A 26,281-nucleotide genomic window follows, 5' to 3' on the forward strand; every position below is an offset into this window, starting at 1 on the left:
AAAATAATTTATAAAATTTGGTCCCCAATCTATGATAACTAGGAGGGCTTATATGTCTGAATATTACTGGGACAACCAAATCGAATATCTAAGAAATACTAGAGGGTTATATTACAATGACGATTACTTAAAATTTTTAGTGGAAAGCGTTTGGAAGATAAACAAACCTGTGAATATCGTAGATTATGGATGTGGATTCGGATATTTAGGGCTAAAACTTCTTCCGTTACTACCGGACGGATCTACATACACTGGTATTGATCAGGGGAAAGAATTGATTAATCAAGCCAAAGAAATATTCTCGAAGCTTCCTTATGATACGGAATTTATCGTGCTTGATATCGATGATGCTGAATTGGAACCAAAGTATGATATAGCCATCAGTCACGCATTTTTGTTACATATGACAGATCCAAAAAGAATTCTACAAAAGATGGTTGACAGCGTTCAGGATCATGGAATGGTTATTTGTTTTGAACCGCACTGGATTGGTAATATGGCAAATTGTTACCTAGATGGAACCGAGCAAAGTAATGTAGTTCGTTTAGGTGTTCTACAGAAATTATATGAGAGAGATCATAAACGTACGGGTAAGAACGGCAATATAGGTGTCCAATTACCGATCATGCTAAGTCAGTTGGGCCTCAGGGACGTAGGCTGCCGGGTTAGCGATAAGGTTAACTTTCTTGATCAAAATATGGACCCTGAACGTAAAAATACGCTGTATCGTTCCTTGAGAGAAGAAGGTTTGGGACAAGAGCCTCGTCCGGTCTCAGAAGTGATCAACCATTTAATATCTAGAGAATTAAGCGAAATGGAAGCCAAAGAACAGTATGAAGCGGAGAAAACCTTTTTTGAAAAATTTAGTCTTGAGTCTTGGTTGACCTATGCACCGAATATGAAAATTTCCTATGGGACTGTACATAGAAATTCGTAAGATAGCTGAATAAGTATGGATTAGATAGCCTTCATAGGCTTTGGATTCCCTGGGAAACCGGGGCTTTTTTTTGTTTTCATGAAACATTCTTTAGTTGAAAACGTCTGTATTAATGTCGTTGGAAAATCATTTAAATTATAGGAGGAATTACGAAATAAGGAATTAACGTCAATTTATTTTAACGATCCATAGCTACTGTAGGTGAGACATAGACTTTGATTTGGACAAAAGCGAGCAATGGAGGGGATTTTAAATGTCTACCAAGAAAAAGATTATTATTTCCATAATTTCTGTATTCATGCTAACAGCTACCCTAGCTGTTTATTATATTGTTAATTACAATACGGTCCAATCCATAAAAGAAGATGTCGGCGCGGTCAAAAAGACATTGAAACCCGGCGAGTCATTAAGCGTGATTGGAGAAATAAAAACGACCGACACAGATGAAGAAATTGATTTAGCAATGGCTCTTGCATTAAAAGATGATGTATATGTTATGAAATCCAGCGTGGTTCGGGTGATGCATGATATGACACATCAGAAAGTAGTTGCTTCGGATAAATGGAACTCGATTCAAATGACCCCTGAACGGATCGAACAGATTATTAAAGTCATCGAAACCAAAGGAACCGGTTGGGATTTGTACGACAACATGCTCAAGATCGCGAAGAAATGGCAAGCAGGAGATTTTTCGGAGATTGATAAAGATCATAATTATTTTTGGAAATTAGAGAATGGCAATATTGGTAAAGCGAAAGGGATCATGACGCCAGAAGAGGAAGTCGCTTTTTTATAGAAAATTTTGGGGTGAAAAAACCGAATAAAAACAAAACCGTAACTGACATGATGTATAACAAAGTTAAGTTGTATTCCTATCTGGAATGATTTTATATTAGTTATAATAAGAACCTTGAATTTCAAGGTTCTTATTTAAAAAAATGGAATTTCCTTCTCTGTAATAACTCCTTATAGAAAATGAGGATCCACTCCACCGCATTAACTTCGTATAACAAGAGGTTTTTGAAATTACATAATTAAAGATTCATCAATCCAGTTTATACTACCGGAAGATACATATAGAAGAAGAATCGAAAAATCACAAATTTTGATTGAAAGAGGGATGATATTGACCATCATCGGACTGATAAGGCACGGAATTACAGATTGGAATAATGAATATAGAGCACAGGGCCTAGCAGATATACCTCTAAATGCGGTAGGACAAAGGCAGGCTGAATTACTAGCACAAAGATTGAAGAACGAGGACTGGGATTATATTTATTCGAGTGACTTATCTAGAGCCCTTGAAACAGCGGAAATCATCGGGAGAATTAAAAATATCGATGTGAAGATTGATGAGCGATTAAGAGAAATGAACTGCGGACTGATCGAGGGAACAACGGAACAAGATCGAGTGAATAAGTGGGGATACGGCTGGTCCAAATTAGATCTTGGGATGGAATCGAATGATGACATTATTTCAAGAGGTGTGGAATGTTTTATGGATCTTTCAGAAAGGCATCCTGACAAAAAAGTATTGATCGTTAGTCACGGAGCACTGATCGGTCTATCATTAAAAAAATTCATTCCGCACTTTGATACATCAGAACATTTACACAACACATCGATGACCATTCTAAATAAAGCGGAGCCTCGTTGGGATTGCAGATTATATAACTGTATTACTCACCTGGATACGGAGAGGTGTGAATCTAATTAATATAAGATGCGTAGTAGCTATCGCAATAGTTCTCATGTTTATTACAGGCTGTACGAAGTCCGAACCGAAGGAATCGAGTACCTCTATCGAGCTAGAATGCAACACTCCAATATCAGAAGTGAAATGTGAGAACCAATCTTTTAATGATGAGGAATCGATTAGGATTTTTGAAGAGGCAATAAATACGGCAACGGAGATATCTGGAAATCTGAATTACAGTGCAGAATACAGTATGACTATTTCATATTCAAACAATGTAACTAAAAATTATTATCTATCTTTGAGATCAGATCGAACAATGAAGGGATTATTGGTGGACCAAGGGAATACAAGTCAGGGATATGAAATATCAGTGGATCATGCCAACAAATTAAGGGATTTAATATCTAAACGCTAAATAATGATCCTGCTATCGGAACTAATATGACACATGTAGTTCCATGGACAAATAATGACAGAGGGGAACTAAATCATGAATATGTATGGTTGGGATAATTGTCCACAAGAGGTACGTGATCAGGTATACAAGCTTAATTCATCTCTCATTCACTATTTAGGATCAAAAATAATAGGAACGTATATTCATGGCTCACTATCACTTCATAGTTTCAATCCCAAAAGCAGCGATATTGATATAATTGTTCTCGTATGAATTACATAGCAGTGAATATTGGAGAAGTAAATATGAAGAACGAGTGGCTGAAGAAGATAAAGAATTCTGGGCAGAGACACCGACAGATTCGGATTTAGCATGTCACCTTACATTAGTAAGGAAGAAAGGGATATGTATTTATGGGAAGCCCATCTATGAAGTTTTTCCTGAAGTACCTGAAGCGGACTTTCGTTCTTCAATATGTAGTGGGATAGATTACGCTGCATCTGTTTTAAGGTCCAACCCGATTTATGGAATTCTTACACTTTGCAGAGTGCTGTCATATTCAGAGACAAACGAAATATTCTCAAAACGAGAGGCTGGCTTATGGGCACTCCCAAAGATACCGGATCATCTAACGTACATTGTAATACATGCAGTCGAAGTGTATGAAGGTACAAGAAATGAGATGATTGATATCAATGAAGATCACTTGGAGGAATATAGTACACTCATGAGGAACCATATTGACTCTGCTTTATGATGTCGGCCGGAAAAAGAGGAATAAGGAGAATGGGATTGAAGAAAAAAATACGCTTATCCATCCTTATTATTGGTATATCTTTGGTCACCTTCATCGTGATATCCATATACCCTAAGACCATTGACTTACATGCCCAAGGATTAAAGTATAGACTAGGTGCGGAACATATCGGAGATGAGAAGTCTGTAGCCATAGATATGAATGGTACCGTATATACAAGCCTTACAGGAAATAAAAGATTCGTTGGAACGATCTCAATTGAAGGCGAAGAAATACCTGTTCCGGAGAATCAAAGACAACTAGAGATTCGCCTCGGTAAAGACCTTAGTGGAATTATGCTCTATCCATATATGGAAGATGAAAAAATCCATCATTTCTTGTATGCAACCATCTTTGTGAATCGTTCCTTTCGTGAGGCAACATTTACGGTGATCGATTATTTGGATTTAGTAGAAGGTAATCAAGGGGGGAATTGGAGTGGAGACGATGGACTTATGATCTCCGTTCCCGCTTCAGATCGAGCAGAGGCACTCCGTATATCGAATAACCTAATGAAAGATGACCTGGACGGTTACATTTTACAGTAACCATTATAAAATAAAATATGGGTACGAAAGGAATCTTATCTACTGTAGATGAGGTTCTTTTTTATTCTATAATAGGGCAGCTTTATTGATTGTCTGCTTTTGTTACATTTATACCTTCCTATAATGTGATATTAGTCACAATTGTGATAGGATTCTGAGTGTTAGAATTTGAAGTAAGCAACAAAGAAACAAAGAAGGGGTGATTGTCTTTGATGTCTACACCGGCTCAGAAGACGAGAGCTTTTATGAAATTCATGGTGAAAAACGGCATTCTCACGTTGAGTATGACGTTAATTATAGTCCTTACTATTCGTGCCATTGAGCAGGAAGTAGAACGAAGGTGGGTAGAAGATCTGCCTATTTTTTTATTTGTGCTCGTCATTACGACGTTATTCTTCTTCATGATCTATTGGCAAAGCCATAAGCTGCGTTCTGAACAGGAATTGTTCACGAATGTATTTCAGCATAGTCCTGATGGAATTCTGGTAACGGACAGTGAACTGAATATCATCCGCATGAATCCGACAGCGAAAGAACTTCTTAAAATGGATCAGGATCCTGTCACGGTTAATTTTTGTAATCATTGTTCCAATTATGCGGGACTGAATAAGCTATGTTCCTATCATAAATGCTTTATCACAGAACCGGGAACACAATATGTGGAAGTTCAATTAACGACGACAAAAGGAATAACGAGATCCATGAATGCGAGTGTGTCGCATTATAAAGATCCGATGTATGGACCACTGAATATCATTCGGTTTCAGGAAGTGGAAAAAGAAAGGCAAAAAGAACAAAACAAAATTGCGAAGATGATCACTCACTCTATCTTGTCAGCACAAGAAAATGAGCGGAAACGAATCTCCCGTGAGCTGCATGATGGGATTGGTCAGTCCCTGTATAGCATTCTCATTCAGACAGAAGTGATGAAATCTTTATTAGAAGATGAGAAAAAGTCTGTGGTCGATGAGCCATTAGATGCTCTGCAGGAGTCAATTCGAGACACGATTGAAGATATACGCGATTTATCCGTCGAGCTTAGACCTTCTGCACTTGATGATATGGGACTTGTGGCTGCACTCCGTAATTATGTCCGGCTGTATGGTCAGAATTTTGGAATTCAAGTGTTGCTCACCATTGAAGGGGATAGTGAGTTGTTACCATCAGCTCATGAAATTGCATTTTACCGAATTGTACAAGAAGCTCTTACGAATGCAGCTAAATATTCGCGTACAGAAGTAGTCGAAGTAAAGCTGAAAGTTGAACCGAGACTAGCGGAGCTGCTAATCCGCGATTACGGCGTCGGATTTACGGTGACATCTGAACTTCGTCAAGGGGTTGGTCTTTACAGTATGGAAGAACGAGTGAATATTCTCCAAGGTGAATTTGATATTAAATCGAGTCCAAGTGAAGGAACTGTAATTGAAGTGAAAGTGCCCATTGACGAATCGATACCCTTTTAAGAAGAGAGGATTATAGAATATATATGGATATAAAAGTACTTATAGTGGATGACCATGCGGTAGTTCGTAGTGGGATTCGGGCTGTGTTGGATACAAAGCCTGGAATTACAGTGGTAGGTGAAGCGTCGGATGGAAGGTCATGTATAAAAAAAGCGCTTGAGCTAAAACCTGATATTGTGCTCATGGATCTAAGTATGCCGAATGGACGAGATGGACTGTATACGACAAGTGAGCTTTTGCATTCGATGCCTGAGGTAAAGGTGATCATTCTAACTATGCATAACGATGAACAGTATTTGTTCAGGGCACTGAAGTCAGGAGCATCCGGATATGTATTAAAATCGGCTCCCATTACAGAACTCGTAACTGCGATCAAGCAAGTGCAGCAAGGGATGGTCTATTTACAACCGGCGGATACGAAAAAAGTGATACAAGCTTATCTGCACGGAAATGCAGAGGATGCTGTAGACCGATTTGAAACGTTAACAGAGCGAGAAAAAGAAATATTTACGCTAGTCGCCAAAGGATATACCAATAAAGAAGTCGCGGAACTCCTTACAATCAGTGTGAAAACGGTGGAGAATCATAAAGGAAACATCATGGAAAAACTGAAACTAAGTAATCGTCGTGAGTTGATGGAATTCGCCTTTAAAAGGGGGTTGCTCGAATTTGACTGAACCTTCTAGCCACCATGTAACGATCCAAAAACAAATACAAACGGAATTAGAGCAGCTTAAATCGGATTTGAAACTGGACTTTATCGCAGTAGCACTTGCTGATGAGAATTATCGAGATATTCATTGGAAAATGGCGCTCGGGGCGAACACAGAACGCTATAAAAAAATTATGGTTCGTATGGGAAAAGGGATGGCTGGAAAAGCGCTGAAGTCAAAAGCCCCTTATATCGTCACCTATTTTCCAGAAGAAGTTCAGGATGAAATGCTGGAATACCCGATTTTCCTTATTGAGTCAATACGTTCGGGTATGGGGGTCTCTGTGGACTCATCACGGCCTGAACAAAAGTTATCCTATGGAGTATTACTGGTAGGTCAACGAGAAGAACGGGTATTCAGCCCACAAGAAATCGAACGAGTAGAACAAAGTGCAGCAGCGCTTGCTGCTCTCTATGATCATACCGCCGCGTTTATCTCCTTAGCCGAGCCAGAAGAAGCAGAACAAGTAGTAGATCTGACAGGACCACTGCTACAGCAACTACGAAAATTGCATAAAGAAGGGGTTCAGTGTGAACTGCTGGATCAGCGGCTTACACGTCTTTCAAGTCATCGTCAGCAAGAAATTGCAAAAGTCTTAGATCTTCTGGTACATGATTATTTCAGCGGATTATCTAGTGCCAAAATCACGCTGGAGCAGGATGCCATAGGGTATACACTTGTCGTGTATGAAGGGAAGGGAGCCTGCTCTCATACCCATGAGTCTTTTCATGCCTTGAGAGAACTTCTAAAATCACTGAAGTCGGATCTTGAAGTATCCGTAGCACAGGATCGTCAGTCCGTACGATTCGCCATTCCTACCCGCCAACTAATGGATGAGATTCACTGGGAAGTATAGGCTAACTTAAATAGGTACATGAAGGGGGATTTCCTAGAGAACAATTGAGGGAATTCCCCAATTCTTTTTCGTCCTCCCAATAAGGATAATGAAATCATAGTAGTTAGAGTCTATGAGGAGGATAGGTCATGAAACCACCTAAAGCAATACTTCCCTTACAAACCTTAAGTTTGGTCTTAGGTTTTGCGGTTTGGGGTATTTTATCATCATTAATTGTATTTATTAAGGACGGAATTCCATTAACGGCGGGACAATTGTCTCTCGTTACCGCAGTACCTGTCGTACTTGGTTCGATCTTGCGAATCCCATTTGGTTTTTGGACCAACAAATACGGTGCTCGCAATATGTTCTTGGTCAGCTTCCTTGTATTGCTGATCCCGGTATTTTACATTAGCCGAGCAGATAGTTTCATTGATTTAATTATTGGAGGTTTGTTCCTGGGGATCTCGGGTGCAACATTCTCCGTCGGTGTTACTTCACTGCCTAAATACTATCCAAAAGAAAAACATGGTCTTGTTAACGGAATTTATGGACTTGGTAACTTAGGGTCCGCACTTAGTACGTTCTTCGCACCGGTGCTTGCAGAGCAATTTGGATGGCGTACTACGGTGCAAATTTATATGATTTTACTTGCTGTCTTTATTCTTGCGAACTTCTTCCTTGGTGATCGAAAAGAATCTAAAATGAATACTTCCTTGAAAGACCAAGTTAAAGGTGTATATAAGAATGAAAAGCTATGGTTATTATGCTTCTTCTACTTTATTACCTTTGGTGCTTTCGTTGCCTTCACTGTATTCTTGCCGAATCATCTCGTGAATAATTTTGGAATCAGTAAGGTGGATGCTGGACTGCGCGCAGCTGGATTCATTACACTCGCAACATTTATGCGTACAACAGGAGGATGGCTTGGTGACAAATTCAATCCATTCAAAATCTTATTGTTCGTATTCGCCGGTTTAACCATTGGCGGTGTTGTTCTTGCGTTCTCTCCAGGAATTTCGATCTTTACAGTAGGATGCTTGCTCATTGGACTATGTGCAGGGATTGGTAACGGTACGATTTTCAAATTAGTTCCGCTTTATTTTGCAAAACAATCAGGGATTGCAAATGGTCTGATTTCAGCCCTAGGGGGACTGGGTGGTTTCTTCCCGCCGCTAATGCTCTCCTCCCTGTTTGCAATTACAGGTCACTACGCGATCGGATTCATGGCCTTGGCGATGGTTTCCTTGTGCAGTATCCTTCTCGTACTGTATATGTACTGGCAAGATCGTATGAAACTTGCTGAGAAAATCGTAAACACTACGTCGCAAGCTGTACTTGTGACGAACTCAAAAGGAATCATTCAGACAATTAACCCGGCCTTTACAGAGATTACGGGTTACACTGCTGAAGAATCGATCGGAAAAACACCTGGATTTTTGAAATCAGGTAAACATGAAGGTCCATTTTATGATGTGATGTGGAAGCAGCTGGGAGAGAAGCATTCCTGGTCAGGCAACATTTGGAACAAGAAAAAGAACGGAAATCTATATCTGCAGTATTTAACGATTAACGGCATTCAAAATGATGTCGGAGAAATCAATTATTATGTAGGTGTATTTAGTGAAGTGGATCCAAATGAAGTTCAGAATGCTTCGCTTAAAGTAGATCGAAATACAAAGCAAAAATAAAGGGATACAAGCATGAACCGCCGTAAATAGTGAATACCTTTATGTACAGGCGCCGTTCATGCAAAAATATTCTGTAGGACATTGGCTGTGGAGCTTAGGCGCTTCACAGCCATTTCCGCATTACAGCCGTTCTCTGGTATGGGGGAGTTCCCTATGTCCTTGTTTGGAGTATGAACTCATGAGCTAACAGAAAGGATATCTGCCAGAACATGATGATATGATGATGTAAGACGTAATCAAGAATAGGGAGGTGCTGCTGTGTTATCAGGAATAAAACAAGAAGAGGTGCGAAGCATAGGCAGCCTGCCTGTACTGCAGGTGATCGGTTATAAGAATAGCGGCAAAACTACCTTATGCTGCAAGCTAATTGCAGCGCTAACGGAAAAAGGAGTTCGTGTTGGTTCAGCTAAGCGTGATGCACATACATTTGAGCTAGACGACGCGGGAACGGATAGTTCCAAACATCTAGCCAGCGGAGCGATAGAAACCGTACTTACATCGAAGACAGCGACTCGCATGATGCGAGAATCGGAGACATCTTTAGATCAAATTGCGGAGCAAATGAAGGGAAGAGTCGACCTTTTGCTTGCGGAAGGCTTCAAAACAGCTCCTTATCCAAAAATCGCACTGCTTCGTGATCAAAACGATATGGAAGATTTGCTGAGACAAGCTTCTAATATCAAGCTATTCCTTAGCTGGCAGGCTTCGCTGGCCTTAGAAGGAATTCAGTGGCAGCGAGAAAACGGCTACGCAGAGATTCCGATCATTTTCATGAATAACGAAACGACTGTCCTTCAGCACTCTATTTCCCTCGCATTATCTCTTTTATCACAGAAATGAGTCCACCCTCGCATTCAGTACATGAACATCGGGGAATCCCTACCTTGGAATGGGGGAGTTCCCCCCTCTTATTCACCCTAACCTTGCGTATACAATAGAAGTATCAAAATGCGCAAGGAGCTGGAAAGATGAATAAAAGCAATCCTCTATTACAAAGATTAAAATTTTTCCGTAAGCGCGAAAAGAACTCGGAAGGATGGAGTGAAGTTACTGTTGCCGACCGTTCTTCTGAAGAAATGTATCGCAATCGTTGGCAGCATGACAAAGTTGTACGTTCAACCCATGGCGTCAACTGTACAGGTTCTTGCAGCTGGAAAATTTTTGTTAAAGACGGCATTGTTACTTGGGAAACACAACAAACTGATTATCCTACGACTGGGCCGGATATGCCGGAATTTGAACCTCGCGGTTGTCCGCGTGGAGCAAGCTTTTCCTGGTATCTCTATAGTCCACTGCGTGTGAAATATCCATACATTCGCGGTAAATTGCTTGAACTATGGAGAGAAGCGAAACGTGAGCATCAAGATCCTGTGAAAGCATGGAACTCGATTGTTGCAGATAAGGACAAAAAATTAACATATAAATCAGCACGGGGTAAAGGTGGAATGGTCCGCGCAACCTGGGATGAAGTATCCGAGATCATTTCTGCTTCCATGCTGCACACGATAAAGCAAAACGGACCAGACCGCATCATTGGATTTTCTCCAATCCCTGCGATGTCCATGGTAAGTTATGCAGCAGGATCTCGTTTCCTTTCTCTTGTGGGATCTCCGCTGCTTAGTTTCTATGACTGGTATGCGGATCTGCCTCCGGCATCACCGCAAATTTGGGGTGATCAAACGGATGTTCCAGAAAGTAGTGACTGGTACAATTCCAGCTACTTGCTAGTATGGGGTTCAAACCTGCCTATGACGAGAACACCGGATGCTCACTTCATGACAGAAGCACGGTACCGAGGAACGAAAGTGGTATCCATTAGTCCGGACTACGCGGAATTTGTAAGATTTGCAGATAAGTGGCTCCCAGCAAAACAAGGAACGGACGGAGCACTAGCGATGGCGATGGGCCACGTTATTTTAAATGAGTTCTATGTGAAACAAAGCACACCTTATTTCAATGAATATTCTAAAAAATATACAGATTTCCCATTCCTCGTCTTGTTGGATGAGAAAGAGGGCGCCTTTACGGCAAATCGCTTCCTCACTGCCAAAGATCTTGGTGTGGACACAAATAATGCGGAGTGGAAAACCGTACTGATCGATGAGAATTCAGGCGAGCTTCGAATCCCGAACGGAACCATCGGTTCACGCTGGGGAGAAGAAGGAAAATGGAACCTCGAAATGGTGGATACCCTTACTGGAGAAGAAATTTCTCCACAGCTTGGACTCGGTACATCAGCTGACGGTCAACTGACCATTAAGTTCCCTTACTTTGACGATGAAGGGAATACCGTCGTTACTCGTAACATTCCATACCGTACCATCACGACTCCAAATGGGGAAACGTACCGGGTAACTAGTGTATTTGATCTTATGCTTGCCCACTACGGTGTTGATGCCGTAAACGGAAGCAATTACGATGATGCGAACACAGTATATTCACCTGCATGGCAAGAACAGATTACAGGCGTAGATCGTGAATCTGTGATTCAAATTGCGCGTGAATTTGCTCAGAATGCAGTAGATAGTAAAGGTCGTTCCATGATTATCGTGGGTGCTGGTATTAACCACTGGTACAACTCCGATACCATCTACCGCAGTGTACTGAACCTTGTATTAATGACAGGCTGCCAAGGTGTGAATGGAGGCGGCTGGGCGCACTATGTTGGACAAGAAAAACTTCGTCCTGCAGAAGGCTGGGCTAATGTTGCGTTTGCACGTGACTGGACGATGCCGCCGCGCCAGCAAAATGGTACATCTTTCTTCTATTTTGCTACGAATCAGTGGAGATTTGAATCAAATCCAGTAGATGGACATACGTCTGCCTTGGTAGATGGAGCACGTTATTCTCACTATGCGGATTACAACGTCATGGCTGCTCGTCTAGGATGGCTGCCTTCGTATCCGCAATTTAATAGAAACTCGATTGAAGTTGCGAAAGAAGCATCCGAGCAAGGTCACCATACACCGGAAGGTGTAGCAAGTTATGTTGCACAGCAGCTGAAAGATCGTAAAATGCAGTTTGCAATTGAAGATCCAGATGCTGAAGTAAACCATCCAAAAGTAATGTTTGTATGGCGTGCGAACCTGATCTCAAGTTCTGGTAAAGGTCATGAGTACTTCCTGAAATATTTACTTGGTGCACACAACGGACTGCTGAATGATGATTCAGAGACGATTCGTCCGAAGGAAATCAAATGGCATGACAACGCAGCGGAAGGCAAACTCGACTTAATGGTAGACATCGATTTCCGTATGTCCGGAACAGCTGTTTATTCCGATATCGTACTTCCTGCAGCGACTTGGTATGAGAAGAGCGATCTATCTTCTACAGATATGCATCCGTTCATCCATCCATTTAATCCGGCTGTAGCGCCGCTATGGGAATCCAAGTCTGACTGGGAAACATTCAAGACGATTGCCAAAACATTCTCTGAAATGGCAGAAAGCCAGTTCACAGAACCGCAACGTGATCTTGTAGCTGTTCCGCTTCAGCATGATACACCAGATGAATTGTCTCAACCTTTCGGCCGAATTTTGGATTGGAGCAAAGGTGAGATCGACGCAATTCCTGGAAAAACAATGCCGAAATTTGTGGTAGTAGAACGGGATTATGCTTCTGTGTATAAGAAAATGACGGCACTTGGACCTAACATCAAAGATAAACCTTATGGTATTAAGGGGATTAACTGGTCTGCAGCAGAAGAATATGAACTGATGAAAAAAGTGAATGGCGTAGTGGACGAACCTGGTATTAGCGAAGGATGTCCGAAACTCGTAACAGACCGGCATATGGCGGAAGCCATCTTGTCCTTGTCCACGACAAGTAACGGTAAAATGGCGGTTAGAGCTTGGGAATCACTCGAGCAAAAAACAGCACTTAAACTGAAAGATCTGGCGGAAGACCGGATGGAAGAACGGTTTACTTTTAATGAAATTACAACACAGCCAAAAACCGTAATCACTTCACCTGCTTTCAGTGGTTCTGAACAACATGGTCGTCGTTATTCACCATTTACAACGAATGTAGAGCGCCTGATTCCTTACCGTACGCTTACAGGACGTCAGCATTACTTCCTCGATCATGAAATGTTGACGGAGTTTGGTGAAAACATGGCGATTTATAAACCAACGATGAAACATGCACCTTTCCATACCAATAAAAAACGTCCAGCGACGAAAGGGAAAGAAATTGTACTGAACTTCATGACACCGCATAGTAAATGGTCTATTCACAGTATGTATTTTGATTCTCTGCCGATGCTCACCTTGTTCCGAGGTGGACCAACAATTTGGATCAATAAGGACGATGCAGCAGACGCAGATATTAAAGATAACGACTGGATTGAGTGCTTCAACCAAAATGGTGCGGTCGTTGCTCGTGCCGTTGTCACGCACCGTATGCCTCGCGGAATGGCTTACATGCACCATGCGCAGGACCGCACAATTAACGTGCCTGCAACGGATGTGACGACGACACGCGGTGGTACACACAACAGTCCAACACGGATTCACGTGAAACCAACGCACATGATTGGCGGCTATGCCCAACTGAGCTACGGATTTAACTACTATGGCCCTACAGGAAACCAACGGGATCTGTATGTTGTGATCCGCAAACTTGAGGAGGTGAACTGGCTTGAAGATTAAAGCGCAAATCGGAATGGTCATGAACTTAGATAAATGTATTGGATGTCATACCTGCTCGGTCACTTGTAAGAACACATGGACAAACCGTAAAGGTGCCGAATACATGTGGTTTAACAATGTAGAGACAAAGCCAGGTATTGGATATCCAAAACAATGGGAGAACCAAGATAAATATAAAGGCGGTTGGGAACTGAAAAAAGACGGCAAGCTTGAACTTCGTTCAGGCAGCCGTGCGAATCGCCTGAAAAATATTTTCCATAACCCAGATCAACCAACAATCGATGATTACTACGAGCCATGGGACTATGATTATGAGAAACTTCAGCAGAGTCCTGAGCTTAAACACCAGCCAGTAGCACGTCCAAAATCGCAGATCACTGGTGAATATATGAACCTTGAGTGGGGACCAAACTGGGAAGATGATCTAGCCGGCGTACATGAGTCAGGCTATGAAGATCCGAATATGAAGGGGATTGAAGAATCCGTTCGTATGGAGTTTGAACAGGTATTTATGATGTACTTGCCGCGTATTTGTGAGCACTGCATTAACCCAGCCTGCGTATCCAGCTGTCCTTCCGGAGCGATGTACAAACGGGAAGAAGACGGAATCGTTCTGGTTGATCAGAATGCTTGCCGTTCCTGGAGATTCTGTGTATCAAGCTGTCCATATAAGAAAGTGTACTTCAACTGGCAAACAAACAAAGCGGAGAAATGTACACTTTGCTTCCCGCGGCTTGAGCAAGGATTGCCTACGATTTGCTCTGAAACTTGCGTAGGAAGAATTCGTTACCTGGGCGTTATGCTCTATGATGCGGATAAAGTGGAAGCAGCTGCATCCGTTACAAACGAGAAAGATCTTTATGAATCACAGCTTAATGTATTCCTGGATCCGAACGATCCTGAAGTCATTGCTGCAGCGAGAGCTGCGAATATTCCAGAAGACTGGATTGAGCATGCACAGCGTTCACCGATCTACAAAATGGTAGTCGACTGGAAGATTGCACTTCCGCTTCATCCAGAATACCGGACATTGCCAATGGTATGGTATGTACCGCCGCTCAGCCCAATTACGAACATGGTGGAAGGTAAAGGCGCATCTGCAACACCAGAAGATATTTTCCCGGCTATTGATGACATGCGTATTCCTGTTCAGTATCTGGCAAACTTATTGACTGCTGGAGATACAGATGTGGTTACCAACGTGCTGAAAAAGATGGCAGTTATGCGTTCACATATGCGTTCTCGTAACTTAAACAAAACACCTGATCTTGACATACTGAAACAATTCGGTATGACGGAAAAAGATACAGAAGAAATGTACCGTTTACTTGCAATTGCAAAATATGAAGATCGATTTGTCATTCCTTCCGCGCACCGAGAGGAGTTCGCAGATCTCTATTCCGAACAAGGAGGCTGCGGGTTCACGAATATGACGGGCGGACCTGGACCTTGTGGCGGTTGAGTCTTACGTTTCCATCGAATCGAAAAGGAGTGATCGGATATGAAAGAGATAACGCTGCGTTCAAGCTGGATGCTCTTCTCACAGCTATTGCAATACCCGGATGCAACATGGCAAGAAACGTCAGATGACATGTATGTTGATTGGTGCCATTTGATTCAGGAAGAGAACGAAGATGTGAGAGATACACTGCAAACTTTAGCTGGAGACTGTATTGCCTCCTTTGCTGGTATGGATGCAGAGGCAATTACATCCGCCTATGTTAAGACCTTTGATTTTAATAAGAAATCAAATTTGTATCTAACTTATGGACAACTGGGTGAAGATCGGGAACGTGGTCCTGCCTTGCTGCGTTTGAAGCAGCTTTATGAAGAAGAGGACATGATCATGGATACGGATGAATTACCTGATTTTCTGCCGCTGGTGCTTGAATATGTGGCTGTTGCACAAATGGACAGAGGCATAGGGCTTTTAGTCTCTTTCCGTAAAGCCCTCGAACAGCTGAAATCAGCACTAGATAAGCAAAATAGTCCTTATCGATATGTTATGGATGCCATACTGTGGATACTTGATGATTCGGGTATCACGGAAGGGTTAATCGAAATATCAGCTCCGGCTGCATGCGGAAGCATACCTTCTGCACAAGGCTGCGGTCCGATGTGGGCCGCCGCCGGATATGGACAAGTTAAGGAGGGAACCTCATGACTTGGGGAAGTCAATTTTTCTGGGTGATTTATCCCTATATCATACTCATCTTGTTTTTGGTGGGTCTTTATTATCGCTATCAAACAGATCAGTTTGGCTGGACAGCGAAATCGAGTGAGCTCTTAGAGAAAAAGAAGCTGCGCCTTGGAAGTAACTTGTTCCACATTGGAATTATCCTTGTCTTCTTTGGTCATGTAGGTGGTATTCTTATCCCTAAATCTTGGCTTTCAGCACTCGGAGTTTCAGATCATCTTTATCATTTAATGGCACTTTCGATTGGGACCATTGCAGGAATCATAACGCTGATCGGTTGTATTATTCTTGTTGTTCGCCGTCTATCTGACGTTCGTATTCGGAGAACCAGCAGCTTTGGAGATATGTTATCCATTATTCTCCTTACCCTCATTGTCGTTGTTGGCATGAGTGCTACTCTCTTCAATATGGCAGGCAGCGGAGAGTTTGATTACCGGGAGACCATTGGTCCATGGCTTAGAGGGGTGCTCATCTTTAGACCGGATGCTTCACTCATGAGCGAGGTGCCTCTCATTTTCCAAATTCATGTTGTTCTAGGACTATCGTTATTTGCCGTTTTCCCTTTTACAAGACTTGTGCATATGCTCAGTATGCCTATCAAATATTTGAGACGCAGCTATGTAGTGTATCGCAAACGGGGTTAATAGGGTTTTCTAAGTATTATATATAGATATCATATGATTCGGATGTATTGAAAAGGGCATGGTCCGCTTAGCGGAATCCATGCCGCTTTTTTCTAAACAGGGGATAGAGGAAGGAGGAGATCGTGTGAATCAGGGTCGCTATAGCAGACAGGAGAATTTTCAGCCGATTGGTTTACAGGGGCAGCAGCTTCTCTCTGATGCGCATGTACTCATCATCGGTGCCGGTGCGCTTGGTTCAGGGAATGCGGAAATACTTGCTCGATCAGGAGTAGGTACGATTTCGATCATTGATCGTGATGTGGTGGAATGGAGCAATCTGCAGCGTCAATCTTTATATGCGGAACAAGATGTAAGCGAGCAGCTTCCTAAAGCGATTGCAGCAGCGAATCGATTACAGCAGATTAACTCAGATATTCGTGTAAACCCGTATGTAATGGATTGTTCGGCACGGGACCTTCAGAACATTCTGGAGAATCACAACATTGATTTAATTCTGGATGCGACGGACCATTTTCCTATCCGCTATATGATTAATGATATATCCTATCGCTATCAAATCCCCTGGATTTATGGAGCTTGCTCCGGTAGTTTTGGTGCGGTGTATAACTTTATCCCTGGAAAGACACCTTGTCTTCATTGCTTACTGAAGCGCATGCCTTTTGGTTCTGCTTCTTGTGACATCGAGGGGATTATTGCACCTGCCGTACAAAGGGTGGTTTCTACGCAATCTGCCGAAGCACTCAAATGGCTGACCGGGAACAAAAGGTTGATGTCTGATCGTTTTATGGTATTTGATCTGTGGACGAATATGTCACAGGCAATCCGGATTCATGATGATGCAGGGCATCACACCTGTCAAACCTGTGGAGCCAAGCCGACTTATCCTTACCTGAGGTATGATACAGAGATAAAAACGGAGGTATTATGCGGCCGAACCTCTGTATGGGTCCGTTATCCGAGAGAAGAATTACTTGATTTAGAAGGTGTTGCTAAGCGTGCAATGGGGCAAGATACTGGCGTTAGAGTGACCCCACATCTTATTCAGATTGAAGAAGGGAATTTCAGGCTTGTTATTTTTCGAGATGGACGGGCACTCATTCATGGTACTTCGGATCCTGTAGAAGCTAAGAAATTGTATCAGCGATATGTGATGTGACTTTATGTTAAAGAAGGTGGTTCTTTATGAAAATATTATGTTTTGCGCATTTAAGTGAGCAATTAGGAACTCATGAATTGGACTTAGATCTGGGTTCGACCACAGTTGCTGACTTTCGATTAGAGATGAAAAGACGTTACCCCGAGTTATTACTTGATCATGTGATGATCGCAGTAAACGAACAATTCGCAGATGACCAAGATCAGATTGGTCCTAATGATACGGTGGCTTTGCTTCCGCCCGTTAGCGGCGGGTAAGGAGGATGACGATGAGTAATGAGAAACTAACCCATTTTAATGAACAAGGCCGGGCTCATATGGTTGATGTTACGGATAAAAAAGAAACGAAACGGATCGCTGTTGTGAGAAGTCAGATCCAAATGCAGCCGGAAACCTTAAGAAGAATTAAGGAAGGTTCTATGGAAAAGGGCGATGTCCTTGCTGTAGCTCAAATTGCCGGTATCATGGCAGCAAAAAAGACATCCGATATCATTCCCATGTGTCATCCCATCCCGCTGACAGGTATTGATATTACCTTTGAATTCGTGAGCGAAGAGATCCTATCTTTTGAAGTGACAGTGAAGACAACCGGCGTAACTGGTGTTGAGATGGAAGCTTTAACAGCAGCACAAACCGTAGGATTAACGATATATGATATGTGTAAAGCAATAGATAAAGGGATGATTCTCGGACCTACTTATCTAGCGCGCAAGCAAGGCGGAAAAAGCGGTGACTACTATCGTCAAAATACATGAGAATTACGGAAAGAAAGGAGGCCGAAAGTGGACAGTTCATTATTCGTGATCACCGATCAACCGATTGAAGCAGAAGAAGTGATTAGCAAAGTAAAACGCAGGGAAGCAGGAGCAATTACCCTGTTTTTAGGTACAGTACGGGAACTTACCTTTGGTAAACGTACCTTATTTCTGGAATATGAAGCTTATCCCTCTATGGCAGTTAAACAATTAGAACGTATTGGTGAGGAAGTACGCGAACGCTGGGCAGATACATGTGTAGCTATCACCCATCGTATAGGCAGGCTTGAAATTTCTGATGTTGCCGTTGCGATTGCGGTCTCTTCTCCCCACCGAAAAGCGGCTTATGAAGCGAATGAATATATCATTGAACGGATTAAACAGATTGTACCGATCTGGAAAAAAGAATACGGCGAAGATGGTTCAGAGTGGGTTGGAGATCAGCTAAACCAAGTCACTTATCCAGAAGGCCGTCCTTTACTTCATGATCTATCCAAAGAAGAAATGGATAATGCATAAGTAATATGGTAACAAACCACCCTATTTTATAAGAAAGGAGTTGATGAGCGGATGAAAGTACCTCGTCTCGTAGATTCGTTTGGCCGAAAACATGAATACTTACGAATATCAGTGACAGATCGCTGTAATTTGCGCTGTGTTTACTGTATGCCGGAAGAAGGAATGGAATTTGAACCTTCCGATAAGATACTTACTTATGATGAAATCGCTGACGTCGTGCGGGTTGTTGCAGGAATGGGAATATCCAAAATCAGACTGACAGGAGGAGAACCCCTTGTCCGAAAAGAACTGGAGAAACTAGTCGATATGATTTCCCATATTCCCGGGATTGAAGATATTGCTCTTACAACGAATGGGATTTTTCTCGGACCTCGTGCAGCGAAGTTAAAAGAAGCAGGCCTGACACGTGTGAATATAAGTTTGGACTCCTTACGCCCAGATCGGTTTAAAATGATTACACGCGGAGGCAACGTTCAAAAGGTGCTGGACAGCATTGATACCTGTCTCAAAGTGGGACTGACTCCCATCAAGCTGAATGTACTACTCATGAAGGGGATTAATGATGATGAAATCGCTGATTTTATTTCCCTGACGAAAGATCGGGATATCCATGTGCGTTTCATCGAATATATGCCCATCGGACACAGTGATGAACAGTGGAAAAGTCTCTACTTGCCACTCAGCACAGTGAAAGAAGTATGCACTCAACAGGAATGGGATTATGAAAGTGTAGACAATGTAAAGGGGAATGGACCCGCACAGAATTATCGACTGAAAGGTGCCGTCGGCAGTTTTGGTTTGATTCATCCGGTTAGTGAACATTTCTGTCAGTCTTGCAACCGTCTGCGTCTTACCGCTGATGGGTATATTAAGCCATGTCTAGCATGGACTGAACAGTTCCAAGTCCGAAATGTAATCGGGGATGACGAAGCACTGCGGCAAATGTTTCTAGAGGCGATTGGTACGAAGCCCGAACATCATGAAATGTACAAGTTCCTACAGGGTGGAAAAGAAACAACTCATACGCCTACCCACCGTAGAATGTCACAAATTGGTGGTTAGGAGGGGGAAGTATGGGGGTTTTTTCTAAGAAAAATATGAAATATGTCGTTCTTTTTTTCACAATTTTTCTGCTATTATTGGGATGTGGGAATCAACAGGCTGAGAAGCAGACAGATGGTAAAGAAATAGAGATTACGGTTTCTGCCGCAGCGAGTCTAACCGATGCTCTGCAAGAAATTCAAGATAACTATAGAGCGGAAAACTCCAATGTTACGATCTATTTTAACTTCGGTGGATCGGGAGCATTGCAGCAGCAGATTGAGCGTGGGGCCCCAGTTGATCTGTTTATTTCTGCATCCAAATCTTATATAGAAGCTCTTGTCCAGCAAGGAATGATTGCAGAGGACGAGCAGACTACCTTGCTCACGAATGAACTTACTGTGATTACCGCAGCGGATGACAAAACAACGATTCGAGATGTGAACGATTTGCTAAAAACGGAAGTTAGCAGTATCGCCATTGGGATTCCTGAAACCGTGCCAGCAGGTAAGTATGCGAAAGAAGCGCTTCAGCATGGAAACGTATGGGAAGATGTAGAGTCCAAGATGATTCAAGCGAAAGATGTGCGTCAGGTTCTGCAATATGTGGAGACGAAAAATGTAGAGGCAGGTTTTGTATACAAGACAGATGCTCTCTCTTCAGATAAAGTAAGAATTGCCTATACGGTGAATCCCTCATTCTATACTCCCATTGAATACCCTGTAGGCGTAATTCATTCTTCAGCAAATAAACAAGAGGTTATGGAATTCTACACTTATTTGCAATCGGAGGAAGCAATGTCTATTTTCAAAAAGTATGGTTTCTCGGCTCCTGGTGAGTAAACATGGATATAGACTTTGTGCAGCTATGGAGTCCGATACGCCTCTCATTACAAGTCGCTGCGATATCAAGTGTCCTTAGTACCTGCTCTGGTATTTTTTTCGCTTGGCGTATGTCTATTTCAAGATTCCCAGGGAAAGTGATCGTCGAGACGTTATTCATGCTTCCACTTGTATTACCTCCGACCGTGATCGGTTTTTTGCTGCTTGTATTTCTCGGTAGAAACAGCTGGGTTGGACAGGTTGTAGAAAGTATATTTTCTACTTCGATTATTTTTTCCTGGGGAGCTGCAGTTATTGCTTCCGTAGTCGTATCTTTTCCGCTTGTGTACCAGACGATGAAGAACGGGTTTGCTGCAATTGATACGAATCTTATGGATGCAGCACGGTCTAGTGGTGCAAGTGAATGGCAATTATTCCGTTATGTTACCTTACCTATAACTCTTCCTTCGGTAATGACCGCTTATATTCTTAGCTTCGCACGCAGTCTTGGGGAGTTCGGTGCAACCCTGATGATTGCCGGAAATATTCCGGGCAAGACACAAACGGTCCCAACGGCCATTTTTGTAGCAGTGGAATCTGGTAATATGACGATGGCCTGGCTCTGGACGATCTCTATCATTCTTATTTCGTTTCTGCTTCTGCTCCTGACGAGAATGAAAAAAACAGATTAAATAAACAGAGAGGGGGAGAATCATACCGATGAAGAAACAAAATAAAATGGTCATTCCTCATGAACATGGGGGATGGGCTATGATCAGTGTTCCGTTCTTATTTGGAGTGATGGCAGGGACACCCCGCTTTAGCCACATACTTTTATTTATAGCGTGGTTGTTCTTATACTTAGCTTCGTATCCTTTATTACAGGCGATAAAAAGAAAAAAACAGAGGACGCATTTATTAAAATACGCCGTCATTTATGGTGTAATTGCTATAGCAGCACTCCTATATCCTCTTATTGACAAACCTCAATTGTTTTATTTTGGAATCCCATTCCTGATCTTATTAAGTGTGAACATATGGCATGTCAAACAGAAGGCGGAAAGAGCTATTTTGAATGATTTCTGTGCCATTGTGATCTTTTCCTTAGGAGGAGCTGCATCTTACTTGTATGGCGGCGGCACTTGGGATGCAGAGATGCTGACTATTGTACTCTATAACTTAATTTACTTCATGGGAACAGCGCTTTTTGTGAAAACGATATTTCGGGAAAGAGGCAATTCAGCTTGGGAAAAAGCAGCGAAAATCTATCATATATTGATTCTGATCATTCCATTTATATTAGGGCAACCTTGGATGATCTTACCGTTTATTTTCCCACTCGTGCGTACGTATCTGTTCTCTGGAAAATCAATGAAGCCAATGAAAGCAGGAATTCTGGAGGTGATTGGAGCATTACAATTTATTATCATCTCGTGGTTGGTATACGTATAAAAAAAGCCCCTTTGTGAGTCACCTTAGGGCCGGGTCTACCGTGCCGAAGTGAATCACAAAGGGGTTATCTTTTGTTATTTTTTAGATTTTACCGGGCTCATAAACCAGTATGCCATACCTACAAAAACAGAACCGCCAATTATATTCCCAAGCGTAACAGGGATCATATTATGGAGCCATCCAGCAAATGTAATCGTCTCAGGATGCCCAGGGAGCATAAGAGCAATGGTCATAAGTGACATATTAGCCACACTGTGCTCGAATCCTACCGCGATAAACGCGTAGAGCATCCACCAGATCAGAATGAGTTTAGCTGTATCTTCTTTTGTTCGCATCGATGTCCATATAGCCAAACATACGAGCCAGTTACATAATATGCCGCGGAAAAATAATTCGGTAACGGGCATACTCATTTTGCCCGCAGCGGCGGTAAAGAGCAGATGATCCGGTCCTATTTTTCCAAACACGCCAGCACCATAGATTAGAAGACAAAGTACGACAGCGCCAAGTAAGTTGCCGAGGAAGACGAATGCCCAATTCTTAAATGTAAAAGCCCAAGAGGTTTGTTTCGATAAACTGCTTACCGTGAAGAGCATATTGTTACCTGTAAATAATTCAGAACCTGCAAAGATAACAAGTGTGAGAGCAATACCGAAGGACATCCCCATAACGAGCTGAACGGCTGGAGAGCCTGCGGCTTTGAATGAACCGCCTATCGTAAAAATGAGCATGATACCGATTCCGACATAAGCTCCTGCAAGCATAGCAGCAATGAAATAACGTAATAAACTTGTTTGCATAAGCTTCTTTTTCGCTTCTACTGACTGATTAATCTGTTCGATCGTTGATTGGAACATCGTCTTCCCCTGCCTTGTCTATGGTTACGAATAACGATTAGTTAATAGTGTTTATATCACCAAATTTTACCTCATCGTAACATATATTTTATTTTCTTCTACGAGAACAGGGAACGTGCGAACTTGACCTTCATCCGGTGCTTGAACACATCCATCCCGCATATCAATTTTCCAATCATACAAAGGGTCATATACATAATGTCCAGAGACGATCCCTTCGTTCAATGGTCCGCCTTTGGGATGAGGATTGCGATCCTCCAGTGCATAGATTTGTTCCGTAGTTTTAAATATAGCCAGATTGAGACCGTTAACCTCAACCGTTCTTCCTACACGTTCTAAAAAATCATCTGTTGTACCGATATAAACTGAGTTTTCGGTGATTGAATTAGGCATATATGAACACTCCTTTTGTGCAAAATAGATTAAGGTTTCGTAACGATAACTTTTTCAAATAAGGTTTCTTTCAGTTGTGGATCATTCAGTACTTTCTTCCATGGATCTTCGGTACGGCTAAGCGCAATATCCATCCGTTCAGCAAGCTGTTTCCGTTGTTCCACATCCGCTACCACATTACGTTGAATGAGATCTAGCCCTACACGTTCAACCCAGTCCGAAGTACGCTCCAAATATTTGGCTGTTTCTCTGTAGAATTGGAGTACAGCAGCACTGATTTCGATGAGTTCTTCATCCGTTTTTACTTTGCATAGCAGATCAGCCAGTCTTGCTTTGATACCGCCATTTCCGCCTACGTAAATTTCCCAACCGCCGTCATTACCGACGATACCAACGTCTTTCGTACAAGATTCTGCACAGTTACGTGGACAACCGTTTACTGCGAATTTTACTTTCGCAGGGAAGTCAACACGTTCAAATTTACGTTCAATCAGATCACCAATGTGCAGGGAATCCTGTGTACCAAAACGGCAATACGTAGAGCCGACACAAGTCTTAACGGTACGTAGGGATTTAGCATAAGCATAACCAGATGGCATATCTAGTTCTTCCCATACTTTAGGTAAGTCTTCTTTTTTCACACCCATCATGCCGATCCGTTGACCACCTGTCATTTTCACAAGAGGCAGATCGTATTTAATCGATACGTCAGCAATCTTTTTCAAATCTTGAGGTGTGGTCATACCGCCATACATCCGAGGAAGAACGGTATATGTTCCATCTTTCTGAATATTTGCGTTCATACGCTCATTAACAAAGCGGGAAGCAGGTTCATCTTGATAAGTGGTTGGCCACAGCATACCGAGATAGTAGTTGAGAGCAGGGCGGCACTTCGAACATCCTTCTGGCTGACTCCATCCCAGAGCTTTCGTTACTTCTGCGGTAGTATGAAGATTTTGCTGTTTAATCGCCTCAACAACTTCATCTCTCGATAGGGTCGTACATCCGCAGATCCCTTGTTTAACTTCTGTATCAAAATTATTTCCTAGGACAAGCTGCATCACTTGTTCTACCAGCGGTTTACATCCGCCGCACGAACGGGAAGCGCCTGTTTTCATTTTTACTTGATCAAGAGTGTTCAGTCCGTCAATCGTAACGGCATCGACAATCATTTTTTTCGTTACACCATTGCAACCACAGACGATATCTTCATCAGTTAGCTCAGCAGCTACGTTCGCTTTGGCTCCGCCGCCGCAACATCCGCCTGTACCCGTTAATTCTTTATATAATTCTTCCGTCATCAGTTCGCCTTTTTTCACGAACCGCTCAAGTCGGGAAGAGTCATCAATATCCCCAAACAGAACAGCACCTACAATCACGTTGTCTTGCATTACAATCTTTTTATAAGTGCCTTTCCATCCGTCATGCATTGTAATGGTTGTATGTTGTTTCTCTTCCATAAAAGTACCAGTTGAGAATACATCTACGCCCGAAATTTTAAGCTTCGTTGAACAGATCGATCCTTCGTATGGCTTCGTTTCCACACCTGCTAGGGATTTCGCAAGTACTGAACCTTGCTCAAACAATGGTGCTACGAGACCGTAACATACACCCCGGTGTTCCGTACATTCACCGACTGCGTATACGTCAGGTACAGAAGTCTGCATATAATCATCAACAATGATTCCGCGATTCACTTCGATTCCACTATTGCCTGCAAATTCAATATTAGGGCGTATACCTACAGACATAACGACTAGCTCAGCTTCCAGTTCAGTACCATCTGTAAAAGTAAGACCCGTAACACGAGTATCGCCTTTCAAAGCGGAGGTCTGTTTGCCTAATGCGAATTTAATTCCTTGGCTTTCCAGTTCTTTTTCCAGCATTTTAGCTGCAGTCACATCTAATTGACGTTCCATGAGATATTCAGGCAGATGAACAACGGTAACATCCATACCTAATTGAACAAGTCCTTTTGCTGCTTCGAGACCTAACAATCCACCGCCGATTACAGCCGCTTTTTTATACTGGGATGCTGCTACAATCATCGTCTCACAGTCTTCAATATCGCGGAACCCAATGACTCCTTCGAGATCAGAACCCGGAATAGGGAGGATAAATGGATTCGAGCCTGTCGCGATAATAAGGCGATCATAGTCAACTAGCGACCCATCATCCATTTGGACTGTTTTTTGATCTGTATTAATTTTTGTACCGCGTTTTCCTGTAATCAGGTGGATACCGGCCGATTCATACCATGCACGATCATTAATTACAATATCATCAATCGTTTTGCTTCCCTCTAATACATAAGAAAGCATAATACGATTATAGTTAGGGTGGGGCTCTGCACCAATTACTGTGATGTTATACTGGTCTGTAAGCTTAAGCAGCTGTTCGATTGTATTCATACCAGCCATTCCGTTACCAACAACAACAAGCTTTTGTTTTTGTGTCATAGTTAGTTCCTCCTCATTCATTCCACTGGATATCCTGCCAAGTTCTCTGTCTAATTCATTATCTTTATATAGTAGGTGAGGTAAATAAAGTATGTGACTATTTTCACATATATATTAAAAAAAAGAGAGTGTTTTAATTCCTATTACCTAAACACTGTTAATATATATCTTCTTTATATATCCAATAATAAACAATATAAATAACACATATTGTGAGAAAGTTCACATATTGCATTTATTTTGTGAGGAAATAGAGG

The 26,281-nt window shown here is 42.2% G+C and carries 25 protein-coding genes; 22 read left to right on the forward strand and 3 right to left on the reverse strand.

What is annotated here, in order from left to right; translation table 11 throughout:
- Positions 1–52: 52 nt before the first annotated feature.
- The 22 genes from ACWPWY_RS01595 to ACWPWY_RS01700 all read left to right on the forward strand — a co-directional run bounded on the left by ACWPWY_RS01595 (position 53) and on the right by ACWPWY_RS01700 (position 22,315).
- On the forward strand, positions 53–937 hold the full coding sequence (locus ACWPWY_RS01595) for a class I SAM-dependent methyltransferase (protein WP_454190083.1): 885 nt from the start codon (positions 53–55) through the stop codon (positions 935–937).
- A gap of 253 nt (positions 938–1,190) precedes the next feature.
- The gene (locus ACWPWY_RS01600) at positions 1,191–1,733 is read left to right on the forward strand and encodes a DUF6241 domain-containing protein (protein ID WP_454190084.1); all 543 of its coding nucleotides are present in this window, start codon (positions 1,191–1,193) and stop codon (positions 1,731–1,733) included.
- Positions 1,734–2,057: 324 nt separating this feature from the next.
- Entirely contained in the window at positions 2,058–2,657 is a 600-nt protein-coding gene (locus ACWPWY_RS01605) for a histidine phosphatase family protein (protein ID WP_454190085.1), read from the forward strand.
- Positions 2,658–3,352: 695 nt separating this feature from the next.
- Positions 3,353–3,793: a DUF4111 domain-containing protein gene (locus ACWPWY_RS01610; RefSeq protein ID WP_454190086.1), complete on the forward strand. Its 441-nt coding sequence runs from the start codon at positions 3,353–3,355 to the stop codon at positions 3,791–3,793.
- Positions 3,794–3,828: 35 nt separating this feature from the next.
- Positions 3,829–4,380 carry a hypothetical protein gene (locus tag ACWPWY_RS01615; protein WP_454190087.1) on the forward strand — a complete coding sequence of 184 codons (552 nt, stop codon included), beginning with the start codon at positions 3,829–3,831 and terminating at the stop codon, positions 4,378–4,380.
- 212 nt (positions 4,381–4,592) lie between these two features.
- Entirely contained in the window at positions 4,593–5,843 is a 1,251-nt protein-coding gene (locus tag ACWPWY_RS01620) for a histidine kinase (RefSeq protein ID WP_454190088.1), read from the forward strand.
- A gap of 23 nt (positions 5,844–5,866) precedes the next feature.
- On the forward strand, positions 5,867–6,520 hold the full coding sequence (locus ACWPWY_RS01625; protein ID WP_454190089.1) for a response regulator: 654 nt from the start codon (positions 5,867–5,869) through the stop codon (positions 6,518–6,520).
- A complete protein-coding gene (locus tag ACWPWY_RS01630; RefSeq protein WP_454190090.1) occupies positions 6,513–7,412 on the forward strand; it encodes a hypothetical protein in 900 nt (299 codons plus the stop codon). Before ACWPWY_RS01625 ends, ACWPWY_RS01630 begins: the two co-directional genes overlap by 8 nt.
- Positions 7,413–7,540: 128 nt before the next feature.
- Positions 7,541–9,082, forward strand: a complete 1,542-nt coding sequence (locus ACWPWY_RS01635; RefSeq protein ID WP_332083373.1) for a nitrate/nitrite transporter — start codon at positions 7,541–7,543, stop codon at positions 9,080–9,082.
- A 258-nt stretch (positions 9,083–9,340) separates the two neighbouring features.
- A complete protein-coding gene (gene mobB / locus ACWPWY_RS01640; RefSeq protein ID WP_332083374.1) occupies positions 9,341–9,922 on the forward strand; it encodes a molybdopterin-guanine dinucleotide biosynthesis protein B in 582 nt (193 codons plus the stop codon).
- 128 nt (positions 9,923–10,050) lie between these two features.
- The gene (locus ACWPWY_RS01645; RefSeq protein ID WP_454190091.1) at positions 10,051–13,731 is read left to right on the forward strand and encodes a nitrate reductase subunit alpha; all 3,681 of its coding nucleotides are present in this window, start codon (positions 10,051–10,053) and stop codon (positions 13,729–13,731) included.
- Positions 13,721–15,193, forward strand: coding sequence for a nitrate reductase subunit beta (gene narH / locus ACWPWY_RS01650; protein ID WP_332083376.1), 1,473 nt, complete (start codon positions 13,721–13,723; stop codon positions 15,191–15,193). The genes ACWPWY_RS01645 and narH overlap by 11 nt, the downstream gene beginning before the upstream one ends.
- A gap of 39 nt (positions 15,194–15,232) precedes the next feature.
- On the forward strand, positions 15,233–15,895 hold the full coding sequence (narJ, locus tag ACWPWY_RS01655; RefSeq protein ID WP_191797449.1) for a nitrate reductase molybdenum cofactor assembly chaperone: 663 nt from the start codon (positions 15,233–15,235) through the stop codon (positions 15,893–15,895).
- On the forward strand, positions 15,892–16,572 hold the full coding sequence (gene narI, locus ACWPWY_RS01660) for a respiratory nitrate reductase subunit gamma (protein ID WP_332083377.1): 681 nt from the start codon (positions 15,892–15,894) through the stop codon (positions 16,570–16,572). The genes narJ and narI overlap by 4 nt, the downstream gene beginning before the upstream one ends.
- 124 nt (positions 16,573–16,696) lie before the next feature.
- Entirely contained in the window at positions 16,697–17,728 is a 1,032-nt protein-coding gene (locus ACWPWY_RS01665) for a ThiF family adenylyltransferase (protein ID WP_332083378.1), read from the forward strand.
- Positions 17,729–17,754: 26 nt separating this feature from the next.
- Positions 17,755–17,985, forward strand: a complete 231-nt coding sequence (moaD, locus tag ACWPWY_RS01670) for a molybdopterin converting factor subunit 1 (protein ID WP_191797455.1) — start codon at positions 17,755–17,757, stop codon at positions 17,983–17,985.
- 11 nt (positions 17,986–17,996) lie between these two features.
- On the forward strand, positions 17,997–18,482 hold the full coding sequence (gene moaC, locus ACWPWY_RS01675) for a cyclic pyranopterin monophosphate synthase MoaC (RefSeq protein ID WP_332083379.1): 486 nt from the start codon (positions 17,997–17,999) through the stop codon (positions 18,480–18,482).
- Between the two features lie 27 nt (positions 18,483–18,509).
- On the forward strand, positions 18,510–19,001 hold the full coding sequence (locus ACWPWY_RS01680; protein ID WP_332083380.1) for a molybdenum cofactor biosynthesis protein MoaE: 492 nt from the start codon (positions 18,510–18,512) through the stop codon (positions 18,999–19,001).
- 51 nt (positions 19,002–19,052) lie between these two features.
- Complete coding sequence (gene moaA, locus ACWPWY_RS01685; RefSeq protein WP_332083381.1) at positions 19,053–20,063, forward strand: GTP 3',8-cyclase MoaA; 1,011 nt, start codon at positions 19,053–19,055, stop codon at positions 20,061–20,063.
- An 11-nt stretch (positions 20,064–20,074) separates the two neighbouring features.
- Positions 20,075–20,884: a molybdate ABC transporter substrate-binding protein gene (gene modA, locus ACWPWY_RS01690; protein ID WP_332083382.1), complete on the forward strand. Its 810-nt coding sequence runs from the start codon at positions 20,075–20,077 to the stop codon at positions 20,882–20,884.
- Between the two features lie 2 nt (positions 20,885–20,886).
- Complete coding sequence (gene modB, locus ACWPWY_RS01695; protein ID WP_332083383.1) at positions 20,887–21,555, forward strand: molybdate ABC transporter permease subunit; 669 nt, start codon at positions 20,887–20,889, stop codon at positions 21,553–21,555.
- 28 nt (positions 21,556–21,583) lie between these two features.
- Entirely contained in the window at positions 21,584–22,315 is a 732-nt protein-coding gene (locus tag ACWPWY_RS01700; protein WP_454190092.1) for a YwiC-like family protein, read from the forward strand.
- A gap of 74 nt (positions 22,316–22,389) precedes the next feature.
- Here ACWPWY_RS01700 and ACWPWY_RS01705 read toward each other — a convergent pair whose 3' ends face one another.
- From ACWPWY_RS01705 to nirB, 3 genes are all read right to left on the reverse strand, one after another.
- Positions 22,390–23,172, reverse strand: coding sequence for a formate/nitrite transporter family protein (locus ACWPWY_RS01705; protein ID WP_454190093.1), 783 nt, complete (start codon positions 23,170–23,172; stop codon positions 22,390–22,392).
- Positions 23,173–23,238: 66 nt separating this feature from the next.
- Positions 23,239–23,565, reverse strand: a complete 327-nt coding sequence (gene nirD, locus ACWPWY_RS01710) for a nitrite reductase small subunit NirD (protein ID WP_454190094.1) — start codon at positions 23,563–23,565, stop codon at positions 23,239–23,241.
- 29 nt (positions 23,566–23,594) lie between these two features.
- On the reverse strand, positions 23,595–26,024 hold the full coding sequence (gene nirB / locus ACWPWY_RS01715) for a nitrite reductase large subunit NirB (RefSeq protein WP_454190095.1): 2,430 nt from the start codon (positions 26,022–26,024) through the stop codon (positions 23,595–23,597).
- Between the last annotated feature and the right edge of the window lie 257 nt (positions 26,025–26,281).

It is taken from the genome of Paenibacillus sp. Marseille-Q7038 (genome assembly GCF_965111595.1).